Origin of the sequence: Nocardiopsis salina YIM 90010 (assembly GCF_000341025.1) — a bacterium.
GTDB lineage: Bacteria > Actinomycetota > Actinomycetes > Streptosporangiales > Streptosporangiaceae > Nocardiopsis > Nocardiopsis salina.
In genome coordinates this window covers 42541-65632 of the sequence record NZ_ANBF01000077.1, presented here as the reverse complement: position 1 = coordinate 65632, position 23092 = coordinate 42541, and the positions used below count along the sequence as shown (strand labels likewise).

Annotated in this window: 22 protein-coding genes and 1 tRNA gene; 10 read left to right on the top strand and 13 right to left on the bottom strand. The window is 70.8% G+C overall.

Going from position 1 to position 23092, the window contains the following annotated elements; translation table 11 throughout:
* Window positions 1–115 precede the first annotated feature (115 nt).
* The 3 genes from D474_RS0108205 to D474_RS32605 all read left to right on the top strand — a co-directional run bounded on the left by D474_RS0108205 (window position 116) and on the right by D474_RS32605 (window position 1785).
* Complete coding sequence (locus tag D474_RS0108205; RefSeq protein ID WP_017613102.1) at window positions 116–796, top strand: DsbA family protein; 681 nt, start codon at window positions 116–118, stop codon at window positions 794–796.
* Window positions 793–1434 carry a vitamin K epoxide reductase family protein gene (locus D474_RS0108200; RefSeq protein WP_017613101.1) on the top strand — a complete coding sequence of 214 codons (642 nt, stop codon included), beginning with the start codon at window positions 793–795 and terminating at the stop codon, window positions 1432–1434. Before D474_RS0108205 ends, D474_RS0108200 begins: the two co-directional genes overlap by 4 nt.
* Window positions 1435–1647: 213 nt before the next feature.
* Window positions 1648–1785, top strand: coding sequence for a hypothetical protein (locus tag D474_RS32605; protein ID WP_017613100.1), 138 nt, complete (start codon window positions 1648–1650; stop codon window positions 1783–1785).
* 178 nt (window positions 1786–1963) lie between these two features.
* Here the strand turns inward: D474_RS32605 and D474_RS0108190 are convergent.
* From D474_RS0108190 to cysS, 3 genes are all read right to left on the bottom strand, one after another.
* A tRNA-Thr gene (locus D474_RS0108190) sits at window positions 1964–2036 on the bottom strand.
* Window positions 2037–2159: 123 nt separating this feature from the next.
* Complete coding sequence (gene rlmB / locus D474_RS0108185; protein ID WP_017613099.1) at window positions 2160–3125, bottom strand: 23S rRNA (guanosine(2251)-2'-O)-methyltransferase RlmB; 966 nt, start codon at window positions 3123–3125, stop codon at window positions 2160–2162.
* A 284-nt stretch (window positions 3126–3409) separates the two neighbouring features.
* Window positions 3410–4813, bottom strand: coding sequence for a cysteine--tRNA ligase (gene cysS, locus D474_RS0108180; protein WP_017613098.1), 1404 nt, complete (start codon window positions 4811–4813; stop codon window positions 3410–3412).
* Window positions 4814–5090: 277 nt separating this feature from the next.
* Here cysS and D474_RS0108175 point away from each other — a divergent pair, with 277 nt between their 5' ends.
* Complete coding sequence (locus tag D474_RS0108175) at window positions 5091–7265, top strand: hypothetical protein (RefSeq protein WP_051050931.1); 2175 nt, start codon at window positions 5091–5093, stop codon at window positions 7263–7265.
* Window positions 7266–7429: 164 nt separating this feature from the next.
* On the opposite strand, the gene ispF is transcribed toward D474_RS0108175, so the two are convergent.
* The 3 genes from ispF to phoU all read right to left on the bottom strand — a co-directional run bounded on the left by ispF (window position 7430) and on the right by phoU (window position 9365).
* On the bottom strand, window positions 7430–7909 hold the full coding sequence (gene ispF, locus D474_RS0108170; protein WP_193373980.1) for a 2-C-methyl-D-erythritol 2,4-cyclodiphosphate synthase: 480 nt from the start codon (window positions 7907–7909) through the stop codon (window positions 7430–7432).
* Between the two features lie 81 nt (window positions 7910–7990).
* Entirely contained in the window at window positions 7991–8473 is a 483-nt protein-coding gene (locus D474_RS0108165) for a CarD family transcriptional regulator (protein WP_026118279.1), read from the bottom strand.
* 229 nt (window positions 8474–8702) lie between these two features.
* Entirely contained in the window at window positions 8703–9365 is a 663-nt protein-coding gene (gene phoU, locus D474_RS0108160; RefSeq protein ID WP_017613095.1) for a phosphate signaling complex protein PhoU, read from the bottom strand.
* 123 nt (window positions 9366–9488) lie between these two features.
* Here phoU and D474_RS0108155 point away from each other — a divergent pair, with 123 nt between their 5' ends.
* Window positions 9489–10706: a sensor histidine kinase gene (locus tag D474_RS0108155; protein WP_017613094.1), complete on the top strand. Its 1218-nt coding sequence runs from the start codon at window positions 9489–9491 to the stop codon at window positions 10704–10706.
* Window positions 10703–11401 (top strand): response regulator transcription factor, encoded by a 699-nt coding sequence (locus D474_RS0108150; protein WP_017613093.1) that lies wholly within the window; start codon window positions 10703–10705, stop codon window positions 11399–11401. The genes D474_RS0108155 and D474_RS0108150 overlap by 4 nt, the downstream gene beginning before the upstream one ends.
* Before the next feature lie 85 nt (window positions 11402–11486).
* Here the strand turns inward: D474_RS0108150 and dtd are convergent, their stop codons facing one another.
* Both dtd and D474_RS0108140 read right to left on the bottom strand, forming a co-directional pair.
* A complete protein-coding gene (gene dtd, locus D474_RS0108145; RefSeq protein WP_017613092.1) occupies window positions 11487–11912 on the bottom strand; it encodes a D-aminoacyl-tRNA deacylase in 426 nt (141 codons plus the stop codon).
* 25 nt (window positions 11913–11937) lie between these two features.
* Window positions 11938–13779, bottom strand: coding sequence for a DUF2207 domain-containing protein (locus D474_RS0108140; protein ID WP_017613091.1), 1842 nt, complete (start codon window positions 13777–13779; stop codon window positions 11938–11940).
* Between the two features lie 153 nt (window positions 13780–13932).
* Between D474_RS0108140 and D474_RS0108135 the strand changes: the two genes are divergently transcribed.
* The 3 genes from D474_RS0108135 to D474_RS0108125 all read left to right on the top strand — a co-directional run bounded on the left by D474_RS0108135 (window position 13933) and on the right by D474_RS0108125 (window position 18473).
* A complete protein-coding gene (locus tag D474_RS0108135) occupies window positions 13933–14835 on the top strand; it encodes a neutral zinc metallopeptidase (protein ID WP_026118278.1) in 903 nt (300 codons plus the stop codon).
* 65 nt (window positions 14836–14900) lie between these two features.
* Entirely contained in the window at window positions 14901–15887 is a 987-nt protein-coding gene (locus D474_RS0108130) for a neutral zinc metallopeptidase (RefSeq protein WP_017613089.1), read from the top strand.
* Between the two features lie 123 nt (window positions 15888–16010).
* Window positions 16011–18473, top strand: a complete 2463-nt coding sequence (locus D474_RS0108125; protein WP_017613088.1) for a hypothetical protein — start codon at window positions 16011–16013, stop codon at window positions 18471–18473.
* Here the strand turns inward: D474_RS0108125 and D474_RS0108120 are convergent.
* From D474_RS0108120 to D474_RS0108110, 3 genes are all read right to left on the bottom strand, one after another.
* Window positions 18458–18754: a DUF2516 family protein gene (locus D474_RS0108120; RefSeq protein ID WP_017613087.1), complete on the bottom strand. Its 297-nt coding sequence runs from the start codon at window positions 18752–18754 to the stop codon at window positions 18458–18460. The genes D474_RS0108125 and D474_RS0108120 overlap by 16 nt on opposite strands.
* 138 nt (window positions 18755–18892) lie before the next feature.
* Entirely contained in the window at window positions 18893–19837 is a 945-nt protein-coding gene (locus D474_RS0108115) for a M56 family metallopeptidase (RefSeq protein WP_017613086.1), read from the bottom strand.
* 5 nt (window positions 19838–19842) lie between these two features.
* Complete coding sequence (locus D474_RS0108110) at window positions 19843–20205, bottom strand: BlaI/MecI/CopY family transcriptional regulator (RefSeq protein WP_083931763.1); 363 nt, start codon at window positions 20203–20205, stop codon at window positions 19843–19845.
* A 135-nt stretch (window positions 20206–20340) separates the two neighbouring features.
* Between D474_RS0108110 and D474_RS0108105 the strand changes: the two genes are divergently transcribed.
* Entirely contained in the window at window positions 20341–20868 is a 528-nt protein-coding gene (locus D474_RS0108105) for an O-acetyl-ADP-ribose deacetylase (protein ID WP_017613084.1), read from the top strand.
* A gap of 20 nt (window positions 20869–20888) precedes the next feature.
* On the opposite strand, the gene D474_RS0108100 is transcribed toward D474_RS0108105, so the two are convergent.
* Together D474_RS0108100 and D474_RS0108095 are read right to left on the bottom strand one after the other, a co-directional pair.
* Window positions 20889–21680: an SDR family NAD(P)-dependent oxidoreductase gene (locus tag D474_RS0108100; protein ID WP_017613083.1), complete on the bottom strand. Its 792-nt coding sequence runs from the start codon at window positions 21678–21680 to the stop codon at window positions 20889–20891.
* A gap of 73 nt (window positions 21681–21753) precedes the next feature.
* On the bottom strand, window positions 21754–23058 hold the full coding sequence (locus tag D474_RS0108095; RefSeq protein ID WP_017613082.1) for a cryptochrome/photolyase family protein: 1305 nt from the start codon (window positions 23056–23058) through the stop codon (window positions 21754–21756).
* Window positions 23059–23092 lie beyond the last annotated feature (34 nt).

Genomic DNA, 23092 nt, shown 5'->3' with positions numbered 1-23092 from the left:
ACGGACGGCGCTGCTCCACCCCCCGCAGCGCCATCCACACGCCGCGCCCCGGCGCGGCCGGCCGTGACCCTACGTCCCCGCGTGCCCGCGCACGCGCCGAAGGACTGGATGCACCATGAGCAAGAATCTCGCCATCACCCTGGGCCTCATCCTGGTCGCCGTCGTCGGCCTCGGTCTGCTCGCCGGCCTCGGCCAACCCGGTCAGAGCCCTGACGGAACCGAACAGGCCACCACACCCGAAGGCGGTCCCGCCGCCCCTGAAGAAACCCTCGTGCGCGAGGACAGCCGCTACCTCGACCAGCACGACGACGCCACCGTGACCGTCGTGGAGTTCCTCGACTTCGAGTGCGAGGCCTGCCGCGCCCAGTACCCGGTCATCGAGAGGATCCGCGAGGAGTACGAGAGGCAGATCGACGTCGTGGTCCGGTACTTCCCGATGCCGGGCCACACCAACTCCGCTCCGGCCGCCGCCGCGGTCGAGGCCGCCGCCCAGCAGGGCGCACTGGAAGAGATGTACCAGCGGATGTTCGAGACACAGGCGGAGTGGGGCGAGTCCCAGGAGGACCGGTCCGACGTCTTCGTCGGCTTCGCCGAGGACCTCGGCCTGGACATGGACGAGTTCACCGAGACGATGGAGTCGGAGGAGACCCTGGAGCGCGTCCAGGCCGACTTCGACGACGGCGTGGAACTGGGTGTGCAGGGCACCCCCACCATCTACGTCGACGGTCAGCAGACCACCACGATGCCCGACTACGAGACGCTCAGCACGATGATCGACGAAGGGCTCGAGGAATGAGTGCCACCCGGGCCGCCGACCCGACCCGGCCCCCGGGCACGGACGCCCCGGTCATCGGCCGGGCCCTGCCCTGGCTCCTCGTCGCCGGGGGCGGGACCGGGCTGTTCGCCGCCGCCGCCCTTCTGGTCGAGAAGATGCTCGTCCTGGACGATCCCGAGCACACACCCGCCTGCAGCATCAACCCGGTACTGTCCTGCGGCAGCGTCATGAACACACCGCAGGCCGAGGCCTTCGGTGTCCCCAACCCGCTCATCGGCGTCGCGGGCTTCGCGGTGGTGATGACCGTCGGGGCAGGGATGCTGGCCGGGGCGCGGTTCGCGCGCTGGTTCTGGTGGGGGCTGCAAGCTGGAACGTTCTTCGGAGCGGCCTTCGTCCACTGGCTGATCTTCCAGAGCCTGTACCGTATCGGCGCTCTGTGCCCCTACTGCATGGTCGTGTGGGCGGTGGCCGTACCCCTGTTCTGGTACGTGACGCTGTACAACCTGCGCGAGGGGCACCTGAGACTGCCGCGTGCACTGGCCCCGGCGGCAGGCGTCCTCGCACGCAACCACACGGTGGTGCTGACGCTGTGGTTCCTCGGCCTCGGGGTACTCATCTGGCAGGCCTTCCAGGTGTACTGGACGAGCCTGCTGCAGTGACCGCGTCGGACGACCGTCCCCGGCACCTGCCGCCGTGGCCCGGCGCTCCGGCGGCAGGTGCCCCGTCACCGGGACCGCCCGCGCGCTGATGACCCACCGGCGCCCATCCCTGGCATTCGGCCCACGGCCCCGACGATCCACCGTCACCTCACACCTGGGCCCGCCCCGGTCGACCGACCGCCGCACCCGTGACCGGATCGGACACCGGGCCCGATGCAACGTCCGAAGCAGGCCGACACGGGGAGCGTGACACGCGGCTTCGACGCCACCCTCGTCAACGGAACCGTCATCCTCGCCTCGGTCGAGATCGTCGACGGGCTCGCAGAGTCGATCACCGAGTACGAGGACTGACGCGCCGCACGAGGTTCTCCCGGGCCTGACGAGCGATGAGAGCCACGAGCGCTTCTGAACGCATTCTGAACAACCACTCACCGCAGACCGCTACTGTCCACCCAAAGCCACCGACGCATACAAAGGCCCCGTCACCTGTTCTCGCAGGTGACGGGGCCTTTTTGCATGTCAGGAGAAGAGCCAGCGAGGGGAATCGAACCCCTGACCTACCGCTTACAAGGCGGTTGCTCTGCCGATTGAGCTACGCTGGCGGGCGCTCCACGCCGCTGGGGCCGGAGCGTCCATCCGAATGGTACCGGTTCCCGCGCCTGTGAGCCCACTCGGCGCGGTCCGGTGTCGGCCGGGGACGCGCACGGCGCCCCCGGCGCGTTCGATCAGGCCTGGTCGGAGCGCAGACGGGCGATCTCGTAGAGCGTAACCCCGGCAGCGACGGAGGCGTTGAGCGACTCCGCGGCGGTGATCGGGATACTCGCGACGGCGTCGCAGTTCTCCCGAACCAGGCGCGAGAGGCCCTTGCCCTCGGCGCCGACCACGACCACGAGCGGTCCGTTGGCCAGGTGGAGGCCGGGCAGGGGGGTGTCGCCACCGGCGTCCAGGCCGACGGCGAAGAGCCCCTCCTTCTTGTAGGACTCCAGGGTCCGGTTGAGGTTGGTGGCCTGCGCGACGGGCAGGCGTGCCAGGGTCCCTGCGGAGGTCTTCCACGCGGTGGTGTTGACGCCGGCGGTGCGGCGCTCGGGGATCACGATGCCGTGGGCTCCGAAGGCGGCCGCGGAGCGGGCGATGGCGCCGAGGTTGTGCGGGTCGGTGACCCCGTCGAGGATCACGATGAGGCCCGGCTCGTCAGCGTTCTTGGCGCGGTCGAGCAGGTCCTCGGGTGTGGCGTACTCGTAGGGGCGCACCTGGAGCACGATCCCCTGGTGCGCGGCACCGGGTTGGCCGTTGCTGTCGCAGCGGCGGTCGACCTCGGTACGGGGGACCTCGGAGACCTCCACCCCCAGGTCTCCTGCCAGGCGCGCGGCCTCGTTGACACGGTCGTCGGAGTCGAGGCTGTTGGCCAGGAACAGGCGCTTGGCTGGCACGTGGGCGCGCAGGGCCTCGACGACGGCGTTGCGTCCCACGAGCAGGTCGGAGTTGACCTTGCGGCTGCGCTGCTCACCGCGGTCCTGCCCCTTGGGGCCGGGCCCGCCCGCGGCCTGGCGCTTGGCGGCCTTGGCCTTCTGCTTGCCCTCGTACCAGTGGCGCTGCTCGGCGGGCAGGGTTCCGCCCTTGCCCTCGAGCGAACGACGGTTCTTGCCGCCGCTGCCCTTGGTCGGGCCCTTCTTGCTCTTCTTCGCCGGCATGGTCGCCGCCTCCCGTACGTTCTGCGAGCATGCCGGAAGCGCGGTGCGTCCGGCGGTTCGTGTGCGCCGCCCAGAACGGGCGGGCAAACCCCCAGACTACTTGGGACACGGCACCGGACAGGTCCCTGTAGTGCAGTTCACGGGCCGCCCCCGCAGGCACCTCCCCCGGGCGCCTCAACGGTGGCGCACGACCCTGGACGACGGCGGGGTGCCGCGGCCCTCGGCCACGGCACCCCGTACGTCCGTCTCTCCGGTTCTCCGGCCCTACGGCCTGGGCCGACCGGTCACCCCCGGCGCAGGTCCCAGCGCGGTCCCTGCGGCGTGTCCTCGACGACGACGCCCGCGTCGGCCAACTGGTCGCGGATCGCGTCGGCCGCAGCGTAGTCCTTGCGCGCGCGGGCGGCCTGGCGCTGTTCCAGGGCCACCGAGACCAGCGCGCCGACGACTTCGGACAGCCCCTGGTCGCCGCCGCCGGACCACTGCTCGCTGAGCGGGTCCAGCCCGAGCACGTCGAGCATGGTACGCAGCTCGGAGGCGTACTGGGCAGCCTTGTCGTTGCTGTCGGAGGCAAGCGCGCTGTTGCCCTCGCGCACGTGGCCGTGCACGACTGCGAGCGCTTGGGAGACACCGAGGTCGTCATTGAGCGCGGCCTCGAAGTCGCCCGGCACCTGTTGTGCGGGGGCGACCTCGCCGAGCACCTCGACCGCACGGGTCAGGAAGCCCTCGACCCGCTGGTAAGCGGCAGCGGCCTCCTGCAACGCCTCGTCAGAGTAGTCGATCGTGGAGCGGTAGTGCGCCTGGGCGAGGTAGTACCGCAGCTCGACCGGGCGCACCTTCTCGATGAGCTTGGGGATGAGCAGCGAGTTGCCCACGGACTTGCTCATCTTCTCGCCGCCGACCTTCAGCATGCCGTTGTGCAGCCAGTACTGCGCGAACCCGTCACCGGCGGCCCGCGACTGCGCCTGCTCGTTCTCGTGGTGCGGGAAGACCAGGTCGAGTCCGCCGCCGTGGACGTCGAAGCTCGGGCCCAGGTACTTGGTCGCCATCGCCGAGCACTCCAAGTGCCAGCCCGGCCGCCCGCGTCCCCACGGGGTGTCCCAGCTGGGCTCGCCCGGCTTGGCCCCCTTCCACAGGGCGAAGTCGCGCGGATCGCGCTTGTCCCGGTCGGGGTCGGAGTCGGCCGCCTCCTGCACCTGGTCGAGGCGCTGGTTGGAGAGCTCGCCGTAGGGTGGGTAGGAGCGCACGTCGAAGTAGACGTCACCGGAACCGTCCTCGGCCGCGTAGGCGTGGCCGTCCTCGATGAGGCGCTGCATGAGTTCGATCATCTCGGGCACGTGGCCGGTGGCACGGGGCTCGACGGTCGGCGGCAGGCAGCCGAGACTGTCGTAGGCCCAGGTGAACGCACGCTGGTTGCGTTCGCTGATCTGCCACCACGGGACGCCCTCTTCGGAGGCGCTGACGATGATCTTGTCGTCGATGTCGGTGACGTTGCGGCAGAAGGTGACGTCGTACCCCAGGTGGGTGAGCCACCGCCGCAGGATGTCGAAGTTGACCCCGGAGCGGATGTGTCCGATGTGCGGAGGTGCCTGCACTGTGGCACCACACAGGTACAGGGACGCACAACCCTCGCGCAGCGGGGCGAATTCGCGGACCTGTCGGGCACTGGTGTCATAGAAGCGCAGACTCACGCCCTTGAGCGTATCTGCTTTCCCTTCGCGCCCGCGTCACAAACAACGAACCTTCGGGGCGCCCGGTCCGTCCTCGGCGGCACTCGGAGGCGCACACACGGGGGAGAAATGGTTGAGCCGTATTCACACCAACGGCATGTGAGATAAACCGGCCGCGACCGCGCTCCCGCCCTCCCGAACCAGACATATCCACCGGACACCGGCGCCGACCGCCGCCGGGAAGCAACCGGAATCGGTCGGAATCTCGTGTTGGCGGCACCCCCTCGACTACTCTGCGATGACGATGGCCCCTAACAACACGACCCCCGAGGAACAGCGCGCCCGGTCAGGAGACCGTACAGCGGGAGCCGGCCCCCTCATCGGCGGCACCGCCTTCGTCGGCGTCATCACCGCGTGCGCGCTCGTGCTCTCCTACCACGGCCTCTTCCAGCTCGCCGAGTACGGCGGACACGAGGGCAGTGCGTTCGCCCACGTGTTCCCCGTGACCTACGCCCTGCTCGTCCTCATGGCCTTCTGGGTCAGTTACGTCCTGCGTTCGGCACCTCCCCGCGACCGACTGTGGGTCGACGTCGGGCTCATCCCCGTGCTGATCCTGTTCGCGGGGGCCACCATGGCCGCGCGCAACCTCGGGCTGTTCGACCCGCAGGTCGAGGGGCCACTGCTGTCCGAACGCGTCGCCAACGTCATCGTCGCGGTCGCCCCGCTGGCCGCGCTCCTCATCGCGATCCTGCTGTGGATCACGGTCCGGGCCCACATGCGGCGCCGGAACCGGGGCGCCGCCGCACGCCCGAAGCCCTCCGCCGACCGCACCACGGTGCTGCCCGGCCGCCGCCCGGCCGCCGAGAGGCCCGAGCCCGCACCCCTCAAGACCCGCCTGTTCGACCTCGGTCAGGAGACCTGGGACGAGGAGGACGCCGCAGAGACCGAGCGCCTGCCCGCGGTGGGCACTGCGTCCTCGAAGGGGGACGAGGAGTACACGGAGCCGGAGCCCGTCGCGGACACACACGCGTTCGCGCAACCCGAGGAACCCGAGGAGACGGACGAAGCACGCTCGGAGGCCCCCTCCGAGGCCGGAACCCCGGAGGAGCCCGAGCCCGAGTCCGCCGATGCACAGTCGGAATCCGAGCCGGAGGCCGATCTCCTGCCCCGCCGCCGCGGCGGGGACAACCCGATCAAGCGCGCGGCCGAACAGCCTCCGGTGGTCCCGGGCGCCGCGCCTCCACGTGAGCCCCTGCCCACTCCCGCCGTGGAGGAGGACGCCGCGTTCCACCCGGTCGTGGTGCCCGACCACCTCGCCGACGAGGGTTTCGAGCACCAGCCCCCGGTGGGCGACCCCGTCACCGACGAGGCCGAGGCACCCCGGGAGGAGCCTCGTGCCGGCTCCTCGACCGCGGAGACCTCCGCGGAAGCCGTGCCCGGGCCGGAACCTGCGCTCACCCGAGCGGAGGCCGCGCCGCCCGTGCGCGCGGCCGGAACGCCGGGTTCTCCGGCCCCGGCGCCCGCGAGCGCCGGCACCGAGGCCGCGGACGCCGCCCACCCGGACGGCGGTCCCCTGGACCCCGGCACCGGTGCAGCAGCCGCAGCGCCGAGCTCGGACGCCGTCCCGACCGGTTCCGGCACCGTGCCCACGGAGCCCCACACGGACACAGAGACCACGGACGCCCACGCCGACGCAGCTTCCGCGGCGGAACCTGTCTCCGCCCCGGACGAGACCCCGGCCGCATCCGCGGACCTCGACGACGGGGAGGACGGCGACCCGTCGACGCAGACGCCCGAACCCTCTTCGTACGAGCCCCCGGACGAGACCACCGACGGCCCTGCCCTGTGGGAACCGCCCACGGAGGAGACCGGCGGCATCCTGGACGACTACGTGCCACCGGTGTGGACCCCGCCGGAGGACGACGGCCCCCTCTCCGACGCAGCTGTCGCCGAGACCGAAGGATCCGAGGCGGCCGACGGCCCCGTCCCGGCACTGGACCACGACACCGGCCCCGAGGTCCGCGCGGCCTTCGGCAGGCCGGCCGCGGACCCGCCCGGTGTGTCGCTGCCCGAGGGGGCCGCCGAACCCGAGGCGTCCGAGCACACCCCGGCCGAGACGGAGCCCCCCCGCCCCGAGCCCGACGACCCCGATACGCTCGTCGAGCCCAAGGGACCCGACGAGCCCGACGAGCCCGAGGGACCCGCGAACGGCACCCCTCCCGGGGAACCGGCCGACGACGGGGGCACGGTCCACCGCACGACTCCCCCGCCGCGCGAGACCCCGCCACCGCTGCGCCGCACGCCTCCGCCGCCCGCCAAACCGCGTTCGTCCCCTGCGGCGCAGGAGCGAGACGCCCGGGCCCTGCGCAAGCGCCCGATGGTGCTCAAGCCGCGCCGACCCCCGTTCCCGGACCTCAACTCGGGCCCGCCCTCCCGGCAGGTCCGGAGCGAGCCGATGCGTCCGGAGGACTGACCCCGCGGACCTGAGGTCATCCCCTCCCCAACACACGGCAAAGGCGCCCGCGAGCCATCCGCTCGAGGGCGCCTTTGCTCGGTCTTGGTACCGGCCGGACCAGGGCCTGTCCGGTGGAAGTCATTTGTCCCGTGCAGCAGGTGCTCGGTGTTCGCCGAGCACTACTAGGACGTGGGCACGCACAGGGCGGTCGCCACCGCCGCGATGCCCTCGCCCCGGCCCGTGAGACCGAGCCCGTCCGTCGTTGTCGCAGAGACACTCACCGGGGCGCCGACGACCTCACCGAGCACCTTCTCCGCCTCCGCCCTGCGCGGGGCGAACTTGGGCCGGTTGCTGATGATCTGGACCGACACGTTGCCGATCTCGAAGCCCGCCGCGCGCACCCGCGCGACGGTCTCGGTGAGCAGGGCAGCACCGGAGGCGCCCTTCCACCGGGGATCTGAGGTGCCGTAGTTGGAACCGAGGTCGCCCAGTCCGCACGCCGACAGCAGAGCGTCGCAGGCGGCATGGGCGGCCACGTCACCATCGGAATGGCCGCTGACCCCGTCCTCGCCCGGCCATTCCAGTCCGGCGAGAAAAAGTGTGTGGTCAGGAGAAAAGGGATGGACGTCTGTTCCGACGCCCACCCTGGGAATTCGTGTCATGAAAAGTGATATTCCACAATCGCGCCCCGGCCGATCCGAAGAATCGGTGACCGGGGCGACGACTTGTTCGTCTGTGGTCCTCTAGGTGGTGAGGACCTCGTCGAGGAGGGCTTCGGCCTTGTCCTCGTTGGTCCTCTCCGCGAGTGCGAGCTCACTGACGAGGATCTGGCGGGCCTTGGCGAGCATGCGCTTCTCCCCTGCTGAGAGACCGCGCTCCTTGTCCCGGCGCCAGAGGTCGCGCACGACCTCCGCGACCTTGTTGACGTCGCCGGACGCCAACTTCTCCAGATTGGCCTTGTAGCGCCTGGACCAGTTCGTCGGCTCCTCGGTGTGCGGAGCCCGCAGCACCTCGAAGACCTTGTCCAGTCCGTCCTGACCCACCACGTCGCGAACGCCGACGTCCTGGGCGCTCTCAGCCGGCACGCGCACCGTCAGATCGCCCTTGTCAACCCTCAGAACGAGGTAGGTTCTGTCCTCGCCCTTAATGGTGCGAGTCTCGATCGCTTCAATCCGAGCAGCCCCATGATGGGGGTAGACAACAGTGTCGCCGACCTTGAAAGCCATGTGACAGGTACCCCTTCCGCTACCACGAGGATACCATGAATCTGTGACTTAACGTACCTATTAGGTTTGCGAAGCTGCAGGTCAGACCACACTTTTGAGGGGTTGACAAAGTATACCCCGCTGCTACTGCATACCTGGTCGGAGCGGGCGCGGGGGCCTTGCGGCCCCCGCACACGGGGAAGATCGGCACCGCCGCGACGCTTGGGCGCGGCGCCGTCCGAGAGCCGTGTCACGCCTCCGGCTCGTAGTCCTCCCGCCGGTCGCCCGTGACCATGTAGACGAGGTTGTCGGCCACGTGCACCGCGTGGTCACCGAACCGTTCGTAGAAGCGCCCGACGAGTGTGACGTCCATCGTGGCCTCCACGCCGTACTCCCAACCGGGCGCGAGGATGCGCTCCAGGAGCTTGCGGCGCAGGCGGTCCATCCTGTCGTCGTCCTTGTCGAGCTCCCAAGCGGTGTCGGGGTCCTTCTCCGTGATGACCTCGCCGGCCTTGGTGACGAGCATCTCGGCCTGGTGTCCCATCTCCAGCACGATCGAGCGCACCGGCTTGGGGATCGCGGAGTCGGGGTGGCGCCGGCGGGCGATCTTGGCCAGGTGGACGGCGTGGTCGCCCATGCGCTCCAGGTCGCCGCGCATGTACAACGACGTGATGATGGTCCGCAGGTCGGAGGCGACCGGCTGCTGTCGGGCCATGAGGCTGAAGGCGGTGTCCTCGATCTCCTGGTCCAGGCGGTTGATCTCCTCGTCACCGGAGATGACCTCCTGGGCCGCGTTGAGGTCGCTGTCGAGCAGCGCCGTCGTGGCTCGGGCCACGGCATGCCTGGCCAGCCTCGTCATCTCGACAAGGCGTTCGCTCAGGCTCTCGAGGCCCTCGTGGTAGGTATCGCGCATAGGTCAATGCTCCCAGTGGTAATTCGAAGTGTCGGCCAAGGTTCGGTGAACGCTGGGCGAACCTCGCCCGTGTCACATGCCCTGACCGGGTAAAGCCGCACCCCGCACGTTTACGATCGAACCGTGCAAGGGGAACTTCTCGCCGCCGTGGCGGGCATCATCGGACTCGTGGCCGGCGTCGTCGTCGGTGCCGTGATCAGTTCCGTGCTCCGGGCCAACGGCCGCTCGGGGACGGGCCGCGGCGGCCGCAACAACAGGCAGTCGTCCGAGCTGGGCCGGGACGGCACCACTCTTCCGCCGGGGATCGCCGAGGTGCTGTCGGCACTGCCCTCCTCCGCGGTCGTTCTGGACTCGGCCGACCGGGTCCTGCGGGCCTCCTCGGCCGCGCGTGCGTTCGGCATCGTGCGGGGCGAGGAACTCGTCATCAGCGAGCTGCTGGCGCTCGCACGGCAGGTACGCCGCGACGGCGTGATCAGGGAGACCGACATCGAGGTGGCGGTCCGCAAGTTCGGCCCCGACGCGACCTCGTTCGCCGTGCGCGTGGCCCCGCTCGGCGGAACGGGCCTGGTGCTGGTTCTGGCCGAGGACCAGACCGAGCACCGTCGTCTGGAGGCGGTGCGGCGGGACTTCGTAGCCAACATCTCGCACGAGTTGAAGACCCCGGTCGGCGCTCTGTCGTTGTTGGCGGAAACCGTACAGGACGCCAGTGACGATCCCGAGGCCGTCCGCCGTTTCACCGAGCGTATGCAGACCGAGGCGAACCGCCTCACCGCGGTCATCCAGGACCTCATCACGCTCTCCCGCATCCAGGGGGCCGAACCCATGGCCGAACCCACGCGCGTGGACCTGAACGCGATCGTCGAGGAAGCTCTGGACACGGTGCGCATGCCCGCCGACGCCAAGGACATCGACCTCGTCGGCAGCGGCGCGGAGGGTGTCACGGTCATGGGCGACGAGGGCCTGCTCGGTACTGCGCTGCGCAACCTCGTCTCCAACGCCGTGGCCTACAGCCCGAAGAACACCCGGGTCGCGGTGTCGGTGGGGGTCTCGCCGTCCTCGGTCGACATCAGCGTCGCTGACCAGGGTATCGGCATCCCCCAACAGGACCTGGAACGCATCTTCGAGCGGTTCTACCGTGTGGACGCCGCTCGGAGCCGGGCCACCGGAGGTACCGGTCTCGGCCTGGCCATCGTCAAGCACATCATGACCCACCACCGCGGAGAAGTGACCGTGTGGAGCAAGGAGGGGTCGGGGTCGACGTTCACGCTGCGTCTGCCCCGACCCGAGACCGGAGGGTACGACGCCCCCCGCAACACCGACCGTCAGGAGGCGGCCCAGTGACGCGCGTACTCGTTGTCGAGGACGAGGAATCCTACAGCGACGCCCTGTCGTATATGCTGCGCAAGGAAGGTTTCGAGGTCGCCGTGGCGCCCACCGGCAACGTGGCGCTGGAGACCTTCGACCGCACCGGGGCGGACCTCGTCCTGCTCGACCTCATGCTCCCGGGCCTGTCCGGGACCGAGGTCTGCCGGACCCTGAGGCAGAAGTCGAACGTCCCCGTCATCATGCTCACTGCCAAGGACTCCGAGATCGACAAGGTCGTCGGTCTGGAACTGGGCGCCGACGACTACGTCACGAAGCCGTTCTCCTCGCGTGAGCTGGTGGCCCGCATCCGTGCGGTGCTGCGCCGCCGCGGCGAGGAGGAGGCCCCGCTGCCGGCCGCGCTGGAGGCCGGTCCGGTCCGGATGGACGTGGAACGCCACGTGGTCACCGTACGCGGCGACAACGTGACGCTGCCGCTGAAGGAGTTCGAGCTGCTGGAGGTGCTCCTGCGCAACGCCGGGCGGGTGCTCACACGCATGCAGCTCATCGACCGGGTGTGGGGGGCCGACTACGTCGGTGACACCAAGACCCTGGACGTGCACGTCAAGCGGCTGCGCGCCAAGATCGAGGAGGACCCCTCGCACCCGCGCTACATCGTCACCGTGCGCGGCCTGGGTTACAAGTTCGAGCCGGTCACCGTCGACGTGGGCTGAGCACGGCCGCCCCTCCCGGCGCCCCGGCCCCCTCAGGATCGGGGCGCTCCGTCGTGTCCGGTCAGGGTTCTGGGCCGGCCCCTGATCAGACCTCGAGGACGACCGTGAAGGGCCCCTCGTTGGTCAGTGAGACCGACATCTGCGCGCCGAAGACCCCGGTGGCGACCTCGGCGCCGAGCTCGCGCAGCTCCTCCACGACCGCGTCCACGAGCGGTTCGGCCACCTCGCCCGGCGCGGCCGCCTGCCACGTGGGGCGGCGGCCCTTGCGTGCGTCGCCGTAGAGGGTGAACTGGCTGACGACCAGGAGGGGTGCCCCGACGTCGGAGCAGGACTTCTCGCCCTCGAGGATGCGCAGCGTCCACAGCTTCTTGGCGATCTTGGCGGCCTCGGCCCGCGTGTCGCTGTGGGTGGCGCCCACCAGGGCCATGAGCCCGGGGCCGGTGATCTCGCCGACGGTGGCCCCGTCGACGGTCACCGACGCGTGCGAGACCCGCTGTGCGACCGCGCGCATGTCGTCGTCCTCCTGGTCATGAGTGTCATGGGTCGGCCTTGAAGCGGTTGAGGGACCGCAGCCGCCGGGTGTTGGTGATGACGCCGGTGAGGGTCACCACGAAGGTGCTCACGGAGTCGGCGAAATCCTCACGGATGCGCCAACCGTCCGGACCGGTGTACCAGTGGAGCCCGTCGCCGTCGAGTTCGTCGCTCGTGAGGTCGGTGCTCGCGGCCTCGGCGAGCAGGGCGGCCCAGCGGTCGACGTCGTCGAAGATGACGGCGTAAGGGAGGTAACGGGAGAAGAAGGTGACCCGGCGTTCGGGCGGGGCCTGGGTGGCGCGTTCGCTCGCGAGGTAGTCGCGGAAACCCATGGTGTGGGCGTACACGGAGCTCCCCAGGCGGGTCTTGGCGGGCATGTACTGGGCCCCGGCGGTGACGGCGGCGCCGACGATGACCACCGCGAGGCCGGTGAAGGCCAGCGAGGTGAAGGCGGCCAGCGCACCGGTGAGCGCGACCCCCGCTGCGGTGACGACCATGCCGATGGTGGTCCACAGGCCGCGTTCCTGGTCGGGGGAGCGCGCGAACCAGCCGAGCCGGACCATGTCGCGGTAGAGCTGGGCGCGTACGCGGTCGACGCGTTCGGGCAGGTGCGGGGACCTGCGGGCGGAGGCGAGCTCGGACAGGGTGACGGTGTCGTCGTCGCCGAAGAGGGCCTCCATGAGGAGTTCCTCGGAGGGCAGGAGGGGTTCGTCGGTGCCGCCCTCCTCTCGCACCAGGCGCCAGTCGACCGAGGTGAAGTGGTGGTGCGGCAGTTCCTCGATACGCAGGTGCCCGCGGACCGCGAGATCGAGCACGGTCGCGGTGAGGTCGGCGATGTCGACGCGTTCGTCGATGAGGGTGCCGATCTGGCCGGGGTGTACGTCGTCGGGGGCGTGGAAGCGGGGGAGGAGGCCGGGGCGGTCCTCGACGGGGTCGTGGTCCCCCTCGGCGGACTCCTTGCGCAGGGCGCGTTCGTCGCGCCCGCGGACACGCACGAGTGCGATGAGGCCCGCGGCGGGCAGCAGGAGCAGGAGCCCGAAGGCGGTGGCGGTGGTGGGTGTGATCGCGAAGGCCGAGGCCAGGGACCACCGGCGGTCGAGGTCGGGTGCGCCCTCGGCGGTGCCCTCGGGGTAGGTGACCACGATGTCGAGGCGGTCCGCGGGGGACATGTCGGACTGCAGGAAGTTGGCTACGGAGGCGTCCTGGCCCATGTCCGAGGCGGTGCAGTACATGGCGCTGCGGGGTTCGCCGGCCAGGCAGGACAGCGCCTCGGGCGGCATGGGGGCGTTCACGGTGACGTCGGTCGTCTCCACCCGGTGGCTGTAGGCGCCCACGGCCCGCCACTCCAGCTGGACCCCCTCGGAGACCTCGGTGACGGCCCCGGTGACGGTGTAGTCGAGCTCGACCCGGTCGCGCCCCTCGGTGTCCAGGTGCGCCAGGAGCGAGGCTCCTTCCTGCTCGGTCTCGACGGGGACGGTTCCGCCGTCGGGGTCGACCGCGCGCACGTTCTCGACCTCGAAACGGCGGTCGTACTCCTTGTCGTAGAGCATCGCTGTGGTCAGGGCGCGACTGAAGGTTTCGGGGGCGTCGCCCTCGAAGGTGATGGTCTCGCGTGCGGTCAGGGTGCCGTCACTGTCGAGCTCCAGCCGGATGTCGTTGGTGATGACGGCCCCCGGGTCGGCGGTCCCCGGTACGTGCCCCGGTACTGTGGTGGGCGGCACGGCCGCGGCCTCGGCCCGGGGCGCCCCACCCGACCAGCTGAGGAGCACAGCCGTGACCAGTGAGGCCAGCACGATCAGGGCCGTCGCGCCCGCGACCGCCCGACGCCAGGAGTCGACCCACCACATGACGCGAGAGCCTATCCGGTCCCGTTGTGCGTCGTTGCCCCGGGCGGTGGCACCGGGCGCAGGTCACCCGATGCGCACAGGGGCCGCGGAGTGAGATCGCGGCCCCAGCCCGACGCGGGAGCCTGGTCCGAGCGCCCCGGCCTCCTCCAGCGGATGGGGCTGGGGGTGGCGTTGACATTGGGTACCGGGCTTGCGGCGGTGGGTGTCACGGGGTTCCTCGCGATCTCGGCGGCTTTTCCCTCGAACGGGCACGACACCGGCATCGCCGAGGCCGGTTTCCCCACCGCCGACGGGGTTCCGGGCGGCAGCAGCGCTTCCGGAGCGGTGGCCGATTCCGGCCAGGAAGGGTACGGGGACGACCCTGTCGGAGACAACCTGCTGTACCGGGTCGGCGAGCTGGGCGAGGTGACATGTGCAGCACCGGATCTGGACGAATCGGATCCCGAGTCCGTCGAGGAGTTCGCGCACGCCATCGCCGACTGCCTGGACGCGGCGTGGTCGGACTACTTCGAGGAGGCCGGGCTGGAGTTCTCCTCCCCCAACCGCGTGTACTGGCACGCGCCCGGCCACAGCCCCTGCGGCCCCTTCCCGAACGAGGACACGGCGGCGTTCTACTGCGTCGCGAACGAGGGTCTGTACCTGGGTGTCGAGGACATCGTGGAGGCCTCGGCCGGCAACGACGAGCCGGAGGCGTACACGTTCCTGCTCAGCCACGAGTACGGGCACCACGTCCAGGGCCAGTCCGGGATGCTGGCTGAGCTGCACTCGGCACGGGCCACGGCGAACGAGGACGGGGAGGACGAGCTGACCAGGCGGAACGAGCTCCAGGCCAACTGTCTCGGCGGGGTGTTCCTGGGAGCGTCGGGCGACTCCCTCGGGCACGACCGGTCGGAACAGGACAATATCCTCGACGACGTCGCGCGTCGCAGCGACAGTGGCGGCGAGCGCACACACGGTTCGCAGGAGAACGGGATCCTGTGGACGCTCCACGGCATGGACCGGGTGAACCCGGCCTCCTGCAACACGTGGGTGGTCGACGAGCCGCTGGTGCGGTGAGTGGGCCGGTGCCGCGGTTCCTCTCCCGCGGCCGGGAACGGCGACGACAGGTGGGCGGACCAGGGGTGCACGCGGGCTTCGGAGAACCGTCCCGGGCCGAGGCGGTGCGCAGGGCCCGGCGCAGCGACCGCCGGGTGTTCGCACTCGTCACGGCTCTGTTGGTGGCACTCCTGGCCTTGACGCTGCTGTCGTGGACGACCGTGGCGGACGAGGGTACCGGCGGCGCGTCCCAGGGCATGGAGGACCCGGCCGACAGCGGCCCGCCCGCGGACGAGACGAACGTTCCGGGCAGTGACGCCGTCTCGGAGCGGCTCGGCACCCAGGACACCCCGACGGGCCGGACGGCGCTGGTGGCCAACCCGTTGTACGAATCGGGACGGCTGAGCCCGCTGCCCTGCCCGATCCCGGAGCTGGACTCCCAGGACCCCGCGTCCATGGAGGAGTTCCTGCACACGATCGCCGACTGCCTGGACCAGACCTGGGAGGCGCAGTTCGCCAAGGCCGGACTGGAGTACGAGGCGCCCGATCGGGTCTTCTGGGAGGAGCCGGGGGTCAGCCCGTGCCGGCCCTACCCCTCGCCCGCGGGCGCCTTCTACTGCCGGGCGAGCGAGAGCATCTACATCGGCCTGACCGACGTGGTGGAGAAGTGGAACGGGGCCACGCAGAGCGTCATCTACGCGTCGCTGCTGGCCCACGAGTACGCCCACCACGTGCAGGGCGAGTCCGGGCTGCTGGACTACTACCACGAGCAGCGCCAGTTGGAGACGGACGACGCCGACCGGAACTCGTGGACGCGCCGCAGCGAGCTGCAGGCCAACTGCATGGCGGGTGCGTTCCTGGGCTCGGTCCGGGTGTCGTACCCATTGACCGACGCGGACCTCGACACACTCCTGACCGACGCCGCGGCCACGGCCGACCGCCCCGAGGAGACCGCCGAGGAGCGCACGCACGGGTCGATCGACAACAGCGTCTCCTGGACCGAGCAGGGCTGGGAGGGCCAGGATCCGGGTGCGTGCAACACCTGGGAGGCCTCGGAGGACGAGGTGTACTGACCACCCTGCGGCGCGGGCACACCGTTCCGTATGCGCGGGCGACCCGGTGCCCGCGGGGCCGGTTGCGGCCGTTGTCCACAGGCTGCGCCCCCGGCCTGTTTCCGCGGGCTCGGGCATGGTTACATGCCCACCATGCCGGATCATTCCGCACCCCCCGGTCCCCGTGTTCCCCCGTCCCCGACGCCCCCCGCGCCCCTCGCCGACGATTCCCCGGCGCAGGAGGCCGCCTCCCCCGTCACCGACCGTGTCGAACTGCGTGTGCACGGGGTGAGCGGCGGCCGTGCCGAGGAGCTGCTGGACGTCGAACCTGCAGTGCGGGTCGGCGGTGACAGCTCGGCCGGGTTCTTCCGGTGGCGCCGCGCACCGGACACCGAGACGGTGCCCGGCATGCGCAGGGAGATCTTCGCGTGGGGCAACCTGACCTCGGGCGACGCCTCCCGCGCCTTCTGGCTGCTGCTCCTGCCGTTCATGCTGCTCAACATCTCGTACTGGATGCGGCCGGGGCGGGTCGACCGCGGCCCGCGCGGGTTGCGGCGGGTGGCCAACAACGTCTACGGGGCCGGGGTCCGGTTGCTCGCACTGTCGCTGACGGCGCTCATCGTGCTCGCGGCCGCCGGGATCGGGATGGACCTGGTGGCCTGGCAGTGCCCGGCCCAGGCCCAGGAGTGTGTGCGGGCGCGGCCGTGGCTGGCGTTCCTGGCAGCACCGGCCTCTCCGTTGTCGACCCCCGGGACCGCCCTGCTCATCGGGGCGCTGCTCCCCGCGCTGGTCGTGGTGGTGCTGTGGCGGCTCTCGCGCCGCACGGCCTCCGACTACGAGGTCGCCGACGGCCGGGTGAGCGCCGAACCCTCCGATGCCGCGCCGCTGAGCAACCCCGGGTTCTGGAACAACAGCGAGACCATGGCGCGGCTGCGGTCGGCGCACATCGCCGTGGCCGTGGGCACGGTGGCCTCGCTGCTGCTGGTGCCGGCGGTCAGCCACGACCTGGAGGTACACGCGCTGGGCGAACCTGCTCTGCCGGGGTCCTGGGTCCCCGGGGTGCTGCTCGCGGTGCTGTTGACCGCAGTGATGACGGCGGCGGCGGGGAGCGTTCTGGTGCCTGGGGTGGATCCCCGGTGGAACGCACGCGCCGACCTCCTCTGCCGGGTGCTGCGCGACCTCGCGCTGGGGCTGGCGGCGGCGGTCGCCCTGTACACGTTCTGGCCGCGCCCGGGGTGGGTCGCCGAGGGACGCCTGCCGGGGGCCACGAACATGCTCAACACCCTGTTCACGGTGCAGGGGGTGCTGGTGTTCGTACTGGTCGCGGCGGCGCTGGTCCTGTACACGGTCGACCGGGCGCACGGGTTCACCGCGATGCGGGGCATGGCCGGTCCGGCGACGGCCGCACTGGGCGTGCTGTTGGGCGGTGCGTTCTCCGCGGCGCTGGTGTTCCAGGGATCGGTGTGGTTGAGCGGGTGCGGCTCGTTCGTCACCGAGGGGGCCGACTGCGTACCGCTCGTGCCCCCGGAGATCTATTCGTGGTTGCAGCTGGCCATCGCGCTGGAGGCGGTGGTGGTGCTCGTCGTCGCGGCGTTCCTCCTGGTGCGGTTGCGCGTCGGGCGCCGGGCGCTGATGTCCGACGTTGCCGAGCACTACCGACGGGAGGAGGACGCGCGGCGCACGCGCGACATCGCACATGCCTGGGCGGTGGGCCGCATGACCGACACCCTGCCCGGTGTGGTCCTGGCCCTGCTGCTGCCGGTGCTCGCCCTGGTCGCGCTCGCGGTGCACGCCGCGCTGACCGGCGGGATGGAGACCGGACCCGCCCCGGCGGCGAGCGCTGTGGCGGGCGGCATGGAAGGCGTTGCGCTGGAGACCATCAGCACGCTCACCGGTATCGGTTCACTGCTCGGCACGGCTGCGCTGATGGCGCTGGTGTGGATCGGGCGCAGCGCCTACCGCGACCGGCCCACCCGCCAGGCGGTCGGGGCACTGTGGGACGTGGGCACGTTCTGGCCGCGTGTGGCGCACCCGTTGGCGCCGCCGTCGTACGCCGAGCGGGCGGTCCCGCAGCTGGCGGTGCGGGTGGCGCACCTGACCGGGGACGGGACCACAGTGGTGCTGTCCGGGCACTCACAGGGGTCGGTGCTGGCGGCGGCGACGGCGTGGCAGCTGCCGAAGGACTGCTTGGAACGGGTCTCGCTGGTCACGCACGGATCCCCGCTCGACCGGCTGTACGCACGCTACTTCCCGGCCTACTTCGGTCCGCACTCCTTCGCCGACCTGCAGCGGCGCACGTGCGGGTGGCGGAACCTGTGGCGGCGCAGCGATGCGATCGCCGGACCGGTGCGCGCACGCGCCGACCCCGACGACCGGAACAGCAGGCCGACGGTCATCGAACCCCGGGAGCCGCTGACCGACCCGGTCTCCTACGACGCACCGCCCGGTGAGGCGCGCCGCCCGGAGATCCTGGGGCACTCCTCCTACACCCACGACCCCGCCTACGCGGAGGCGCTGTGGCGGGTCTCGACCGAGGGATCACAGGTCACGGGCGAGGAAGGACCGGTCTCGGTCGAGGGCGGAAGCGGGCTTCACCAGGGGCCGTAGGGGCCGTTGTTGCGGCCGTTGTCCACACCCTTGACCGCGGGACGCACGTCGAGGAGGTAGATGAGCGTCACCACCACGCAAGCGATGAGGAGGAAGCCGCGCTCGGTGAAGACACCGAGGCCGGACAGCGCCGTGGCCGCGCCGGTGAGGATGACCCAGAGCTTCTTGGTCTGCTTGTCCATCACCTCGAACGCGGCGGCCGGCGTACGTACCGCCTCGACCAGCGCGTAGAGACTGGCCACGAACGTGACCAGGTAGATGGCGAACCAGATCAGGCCCACAAGGATCACTCTCCCGATTGCGCGTTGGGCGGGTGGTGCGCCCGCTCCCCCACGGTAAACGGACAGAGAGCACCAATCGTGCCCGAGCGATCGTGTTCCTGCGGGTGTCGATGGTCTCCCCCGCCTCCGGGAAGCCGGTCAGACGGGGATGTGCCAGAGGCAGACGACGGAGGCGAGGAGGAAGGCCGAGGCCCCCATCACGAACGCACCGATGTGGTACGAGAGCTCGTCGTCGGGGTGCAGCAGCCGGTTGACGCGCCGTACGACGCCGGGCTGGGCCTTCTCGACCACGGCCATCGCCCCGTCCGGCACCGACGCCGGGCCGGCTGCGCCGAACCGCAGAAGCGCAGTGGCGAGCTCGCGCGGGGAGCTGGTGCGGCGGGCCTGATCGTCGGCGCACATCTCGATGAGCAGCGCGACGGTCTCGTAGTAGGTGCGCACCAGCCGCACCCTCGGGAAGGCGCGCTTGAGAGAGGAGAAGGGCAGCAGCACCAGGTCGTGGCGCTGGCGCAGGTGGGCCTGCTCGTGGGCGAGCACGGCGGCGAGTTCCTTGTCGTCCAGGACCTCCAGCGCGCCGGCGCTGATGACGACCTGGGAGCGCAGGACCCCGGGAAGGCAGTAGGCGGCGGCCACGGGGTGGTCGACGACCCGGGCGCCGGGTACGTCGGGGTGCTCGTCGGCCACGAGGGCCAGCAGGTCGTGGTGGCGGCGGCGCACCCGTACGACCTGGATGAAGGAGGAGACCAGACCGTAGAACAGCACCATGGTGAGCACGATGGCGAGCACGACTGCCACGATGTGGCTGATGCCCTCGAGCCCCTGGGAGAGCTCGGCCAGGAACAGCTCACCGGTGAAGATGTCACCGACCAACGCCATGCTGCCGGCGGCGGCGCCCTTCTGGTACGAGGACAGGCCGAAGGAGAGCAGGGCACCGATGGTGGACACACCCCAGGCAAGACCGAGCGCCTGCCAGGCGATGACGGCCGTGTAGGGGCCGCGAGTGGGCCACTTGGCCCTGTGGAGGGCCTCCATGGCCAACAGACAGCCGACCGATACCAGGGAGAGGAGGGCTGCACTGACCATACGGGCTAGTTCCTTGGCTGCTCGATTTCAGCGAGTGCGCGACGGAGCGCTTCAGCCTCCTGGCCGTCCATGGACTGGACGAAGGCGGCCAGGGCGGCGTCGCGGTCACCCGTCTGCCCGAGCGCGTCGATCATCATCTCCGACACGTAGTTCTCTCGGCTCGCGGCCGGGCTGTACCGCCACGCTCGTCCCTCACGTGCCCGATCGACCACCTTCTTCTTGGCGAGCCGGTCGAGCACGGTCATGACGGTCGTGTGTGCCAGGTCGCGATCGGCCAGGGCCTTGCCCACCTCACGGACCGTCATGGGTTCGTTGCGTGCCCACAGTACATCCATCACCGCGCGTTCGAGTTCGCCAAGCCGATTCATGCCAGTGAGTCTACCGGCGTATCTACTACGCGTTGTCGTACCCCCACGTTAAATCTGGATGGCCTGTGGGCAAGGCGTTCTTGACCTGTTCGGCAGGGGTGTGGAGCTCCGTCACCGGCAGGGTAGGAACCGGGCATGGCTACCGACAACCCCACGGACATCACCCTTCTCCGTGGAGACATCACAGAGCAACACGTCGACGCGGTCGTCAACGCCGCGAACAGTTCCCTCCTGGGCGGCGGCGGGGTGGACGGTGCGATCCACCGCGCGGGCGGCCCGACGATCCTCGAGGAGTGCCGCGCCCTGCGTTCCTCCGATCTCCCGGAAGGGCTCCCGGCAGGGCAGGCCGCAGCCACGACCGCCGGCGACCTGCCCGCGCGCTGGGTGATCCACACCGTCGGCCCCGTGTACAGCGAGAACGAGGACCGCAGCGGACTGTTGACCTCGTGCTTCACCGAGTCGCTGCGGATCGCGCACGAGCTGGGTGCGGGATCGATCGCGTTCCCGGCGATCTCCACCGGGGTCTACCGCTGGCCGGTGGAGGACGCCGCCCGGATCGCGGCACAGGCGGTGCGCACGGCCCCGGAGAGCGTTCCCGACATCCGGTTCGTGCTGTTCAGTGACCGGGCACTGGCGGCGTTCGAGGAGGCGTTCGCCCGCTGAGCGCCGGCCACGTCGTCCCCTCAGAGCGCGTGGCCGCCGGCGACCTGCAGCACCTGGCCTGTGATCCAGCGGGCCTGGTGGGAGGCGAGGAAGACCGCCGCGTCCGCGATGTCCCCGGGCTCGCCCACCCGCCCCAGCGGCACGATCGAGCGGGCGTGCTCGAGCATCTCTCCCTCCAGCCAACCCGTCTGGACCGGACCGGGGGCCACGGCGTTGACGCGGATCCCGGCCGGGCCGAGGTCAAGGGCGAGGCCGCGGGTCAGCGACTCCAGGGCCGCCTTCGACGTGCCGTAGGCGACCTGGCCGGGGAACGCGCGGGCGGCGTCGGTGGAGATGTTGACGACGCAGGGCGGGTCCCCTGAGTCCTCGACGAGGGCGCGCCGGCGGGCGAGCTGGGAGATGAGCAGGGCCGGGGCGACCGAGTTGACCCGGTAGGTGCGCTCCAGGGTCCCGGCGGTGAGGGTGTCGACGGTGTCCGGGCTCTCACAGTGTGCGGCGTTGTTGACCAGCACGTCCACGGGGCCGAGCAGGTTCTCGACCTCCTCCAGCAGGCGGCCGGGGGCATCGGGTTCGGACAGGTCGGCGGTCACGGAGACGGCGCCGGGCAGGTCGGTGACCAGGTCGGCCACGTTCTCGCCGTCGGGGGTCGCGTGGTCCCAGCGGATGCCCTCGGGTTCGGGTTCGGCGCGGCCGAGGCTGTGCACGGCCACGCGGGCGTCCTCGGCCGCGAAAGCCCGGGCGACGGCGGCCCCGATGCCCGCACCGGCCCCGGTGACGAGGACGGTGCGATCCCTGAGTCCGGTGTCGATCATGGTGTGCCCCCGTGTGTGGTCTCCCCTGGAACGCGACCGATCCTAACGAGCGCTCATGTTCCGGCCCAGGGATTTATCCGCCCTCGGGGTCGGCGATCGGCTCGGGGTAGCCGGGCGGGGGCGGGTCCTGTGACCAGGGGGCGTGGGCGCTGCGTCCGGGCAGGTCGGCCAGCTCGGGCACGTACCGCCGGACGTAGGCACCGTCGGGGTCGAAACGGCGGGCCTGGCGCAGGGGGTTGAACCCGCGGTTGGGGCGGGTGTCGTTGCCGGTACCGGCCACCCACTGCCAGTTCCCATGGTCGTCGGCGACGTCTCCGTCGTACAGGTGCGCGTCGAAGTGGGCGACGCCGTGGCGCCAGTGCACGCGCAGGGTCCGGGTGAGGAAGGCCGCTGTGATCATACGGGCACGGTTGTGCATGAACCCCTCCTCGAGCAGCTGGCGCATGCCGGCGTCGACGACCGGTACCCCGGTACACCCCTGTTTCCAGGCAGCGAGGGCATCGGGGTCCTCGTGCCAGGTGCGCCCGCGGTCGCGGTAGTCGTACCCCGTGATGTCGGGGAAGGCGGCGGTGACCTGGTGGTGGAAGTCGCGCCAGGCGAGCTGACGCACGTAGGCGTCGCCGCCGCGTGCGTGGGCACCGCGTTCCAGTTCCAGCGCGGACAGGCAACCGAAGCGCAGGTCCGCCGACAGGTGCGACGTGGCTCGGCCGGGGAGGTCGTCGTGTCGGTCGGGATACTCGGTCAGGCCGCCGTCGAGCCAGGCGTCCCGGCGTGCGCGGGCGCGCTCCTCACCTCCGCGCATGGGCACGCGCGCGGGAACACCGCGCCCCTCCTCGGACAAGTGGTCGGGGATCGACCCGGGTTCGGGGCCGGAGGGCACGGACACCCGGTCGGGCGCGGGCAGGACCGGCCTGCGCTCGATGCCCTCCCAGGTCCGCCAGTACGGGGTGAAGACCTTGTAGTGGTCGCCGCCGGCCGGGGTCGCATCACCGGGCGGGACAACGGTGAGTCCCGGGTGGGTGTGCACGCGCAGACCCGTCGCGGAGATCCGGTCCAGGCGCCTCTGCGCGGTGCGGCTCACCCCGGCGGACAGATGGACCACGGTGGACCCGGTCTCCTGGGCGAGGGCGTGAACCTCCGCAGCGGTCTCACCCTGCCGCACGAACAGCTCTCCCCCGCGGGCGCGCAGGGCTCCGCGCAGGTCCGCGAGGGCATCGGCAAGGTAGGCGTTGCGGTTGCGGGACGCCCGTCCCGTCAGCGCGGGGTCGAGAACGAACAAGGGCACGACCGTTTCGTGCTTCTCGAGCGCGCGGACGAGCGCGGGGTGGTCGTGCACTCGCAGGTCCTGGGTGAACAACACGATGGCAGTCTCCACCACCAGGCTTTCCTCACTCTCGGTAACGATTCTTCCC

Bases quoted from the DNA above. Each gene is read 5' to 3' on its own strand.
- D474_RS0108205 (WP_017613102.1), top strand. From the start codon at position 116: ATGAGCAAGAATCTCGCCATCACCCTGGGCCTCATCCTGGTCGCCGTC.
- D474_RS0108200 (WP_017613101.1), top strand. From the start codon at position 793: ATGAGTGCCACCCGGGCCGCCGACCCGACCCGGCCCCCGGGCACGGAC.
- D474_RS32605 (WP_017613100.1), top strand. From the start codon at position 1,648: ATGCAACGTCCGAAGCAGGCCGACACGGGGAGCGTGACACGCGGCTTC.
- rlmB (WP_017613099.1), bottom strand. From the start codon at position 3,125: ATGCCGGCGAAGAAGAGCAAGAAGGGCCCGACCAAGGGCAGCGGCGGC.
- D474_RS0108175 (WP_051050931.1), top strand. From the start codon at position 5,091: ATGACGATGGCCCCTAACAACACGACCCCCGAGGAACAGCGCGCCCGG.
- ispF (WP_193373980.1), bottom strand. From the start codon at position 7,909: ATGACACGAATTCCCAGGGTGGGCGTCGGAACAGACGTCCATCCCTTT.
- D474_RS0108165 (WP_026118279.1), bottom strand. From the start codon at position 8,473: ATGGCTTTCAAGGTCGGCGACACTGTTGTCTACCCCCATCATGGGGCT.
- phoU (WP_017613095.1), bottom strand. From the start codon at position 9,365: ATGCGCGATACCTACCACGAGGGCCTCGAGAGCCTGAGCGAACGCCTT.
- dtd (WP_017613092.1), bottom strand. From the start codon at position 11,912: ATGCGCGCGGTCGCACAGCGGGTCTCGCACGCGTCGGTGACCGTCGAC.
- D474_RS0108140 (WP_017613091.1), bottom strand. From the start codon at position 13,779: ATGTGGTGGGTCGACTCCTGGCGTCGGGCGGTCGCGGGCGCGACGGCC.
- D474_RS0108135 (WP_026118278.1), top strand. From the start codon at position 13,933: ATGGGGCTGGGGGTGGCGTTGACATTGGGTACCGGGCTTGCGGCGGTG.
- D474_RS0108125 (WP_017613088.1), top strand. From the start codon at position 16,011: ATGCCCACCATGCCGGATCATTCCGCACCCCCCGGTCCCCGTGTTCCC.
- D474_RS0108115 (WP_017613086.1), bottom strand. From the start codon at position 19,837: ATGGTCAGTGCAGCCCTCCTCTCCCTGGTATCGGTCGGCTGTCTGTTG.
- D474_RS0108110 (WP_083931763.1), bottom strand. From the start codon at position 20,205: ATGAATCGGCTTGGCGAACTCGAACGCGCGGTGATGGATGTACTGTGG.
- D474_RS0108105 (WP_017613084.1), top strand. From the start codon at position 20,341: ATGGCTACCGACAACCCCACGGACATCACCCTTCTCCGTGGAGACATC.
- D474_RS0108100 (WP_017613083.1), bottom strand. From the start codon at position 21,680: ATGATCGACACCGGACTCAGGGATCGCACCGTCCTCGTCACCGGGGCC.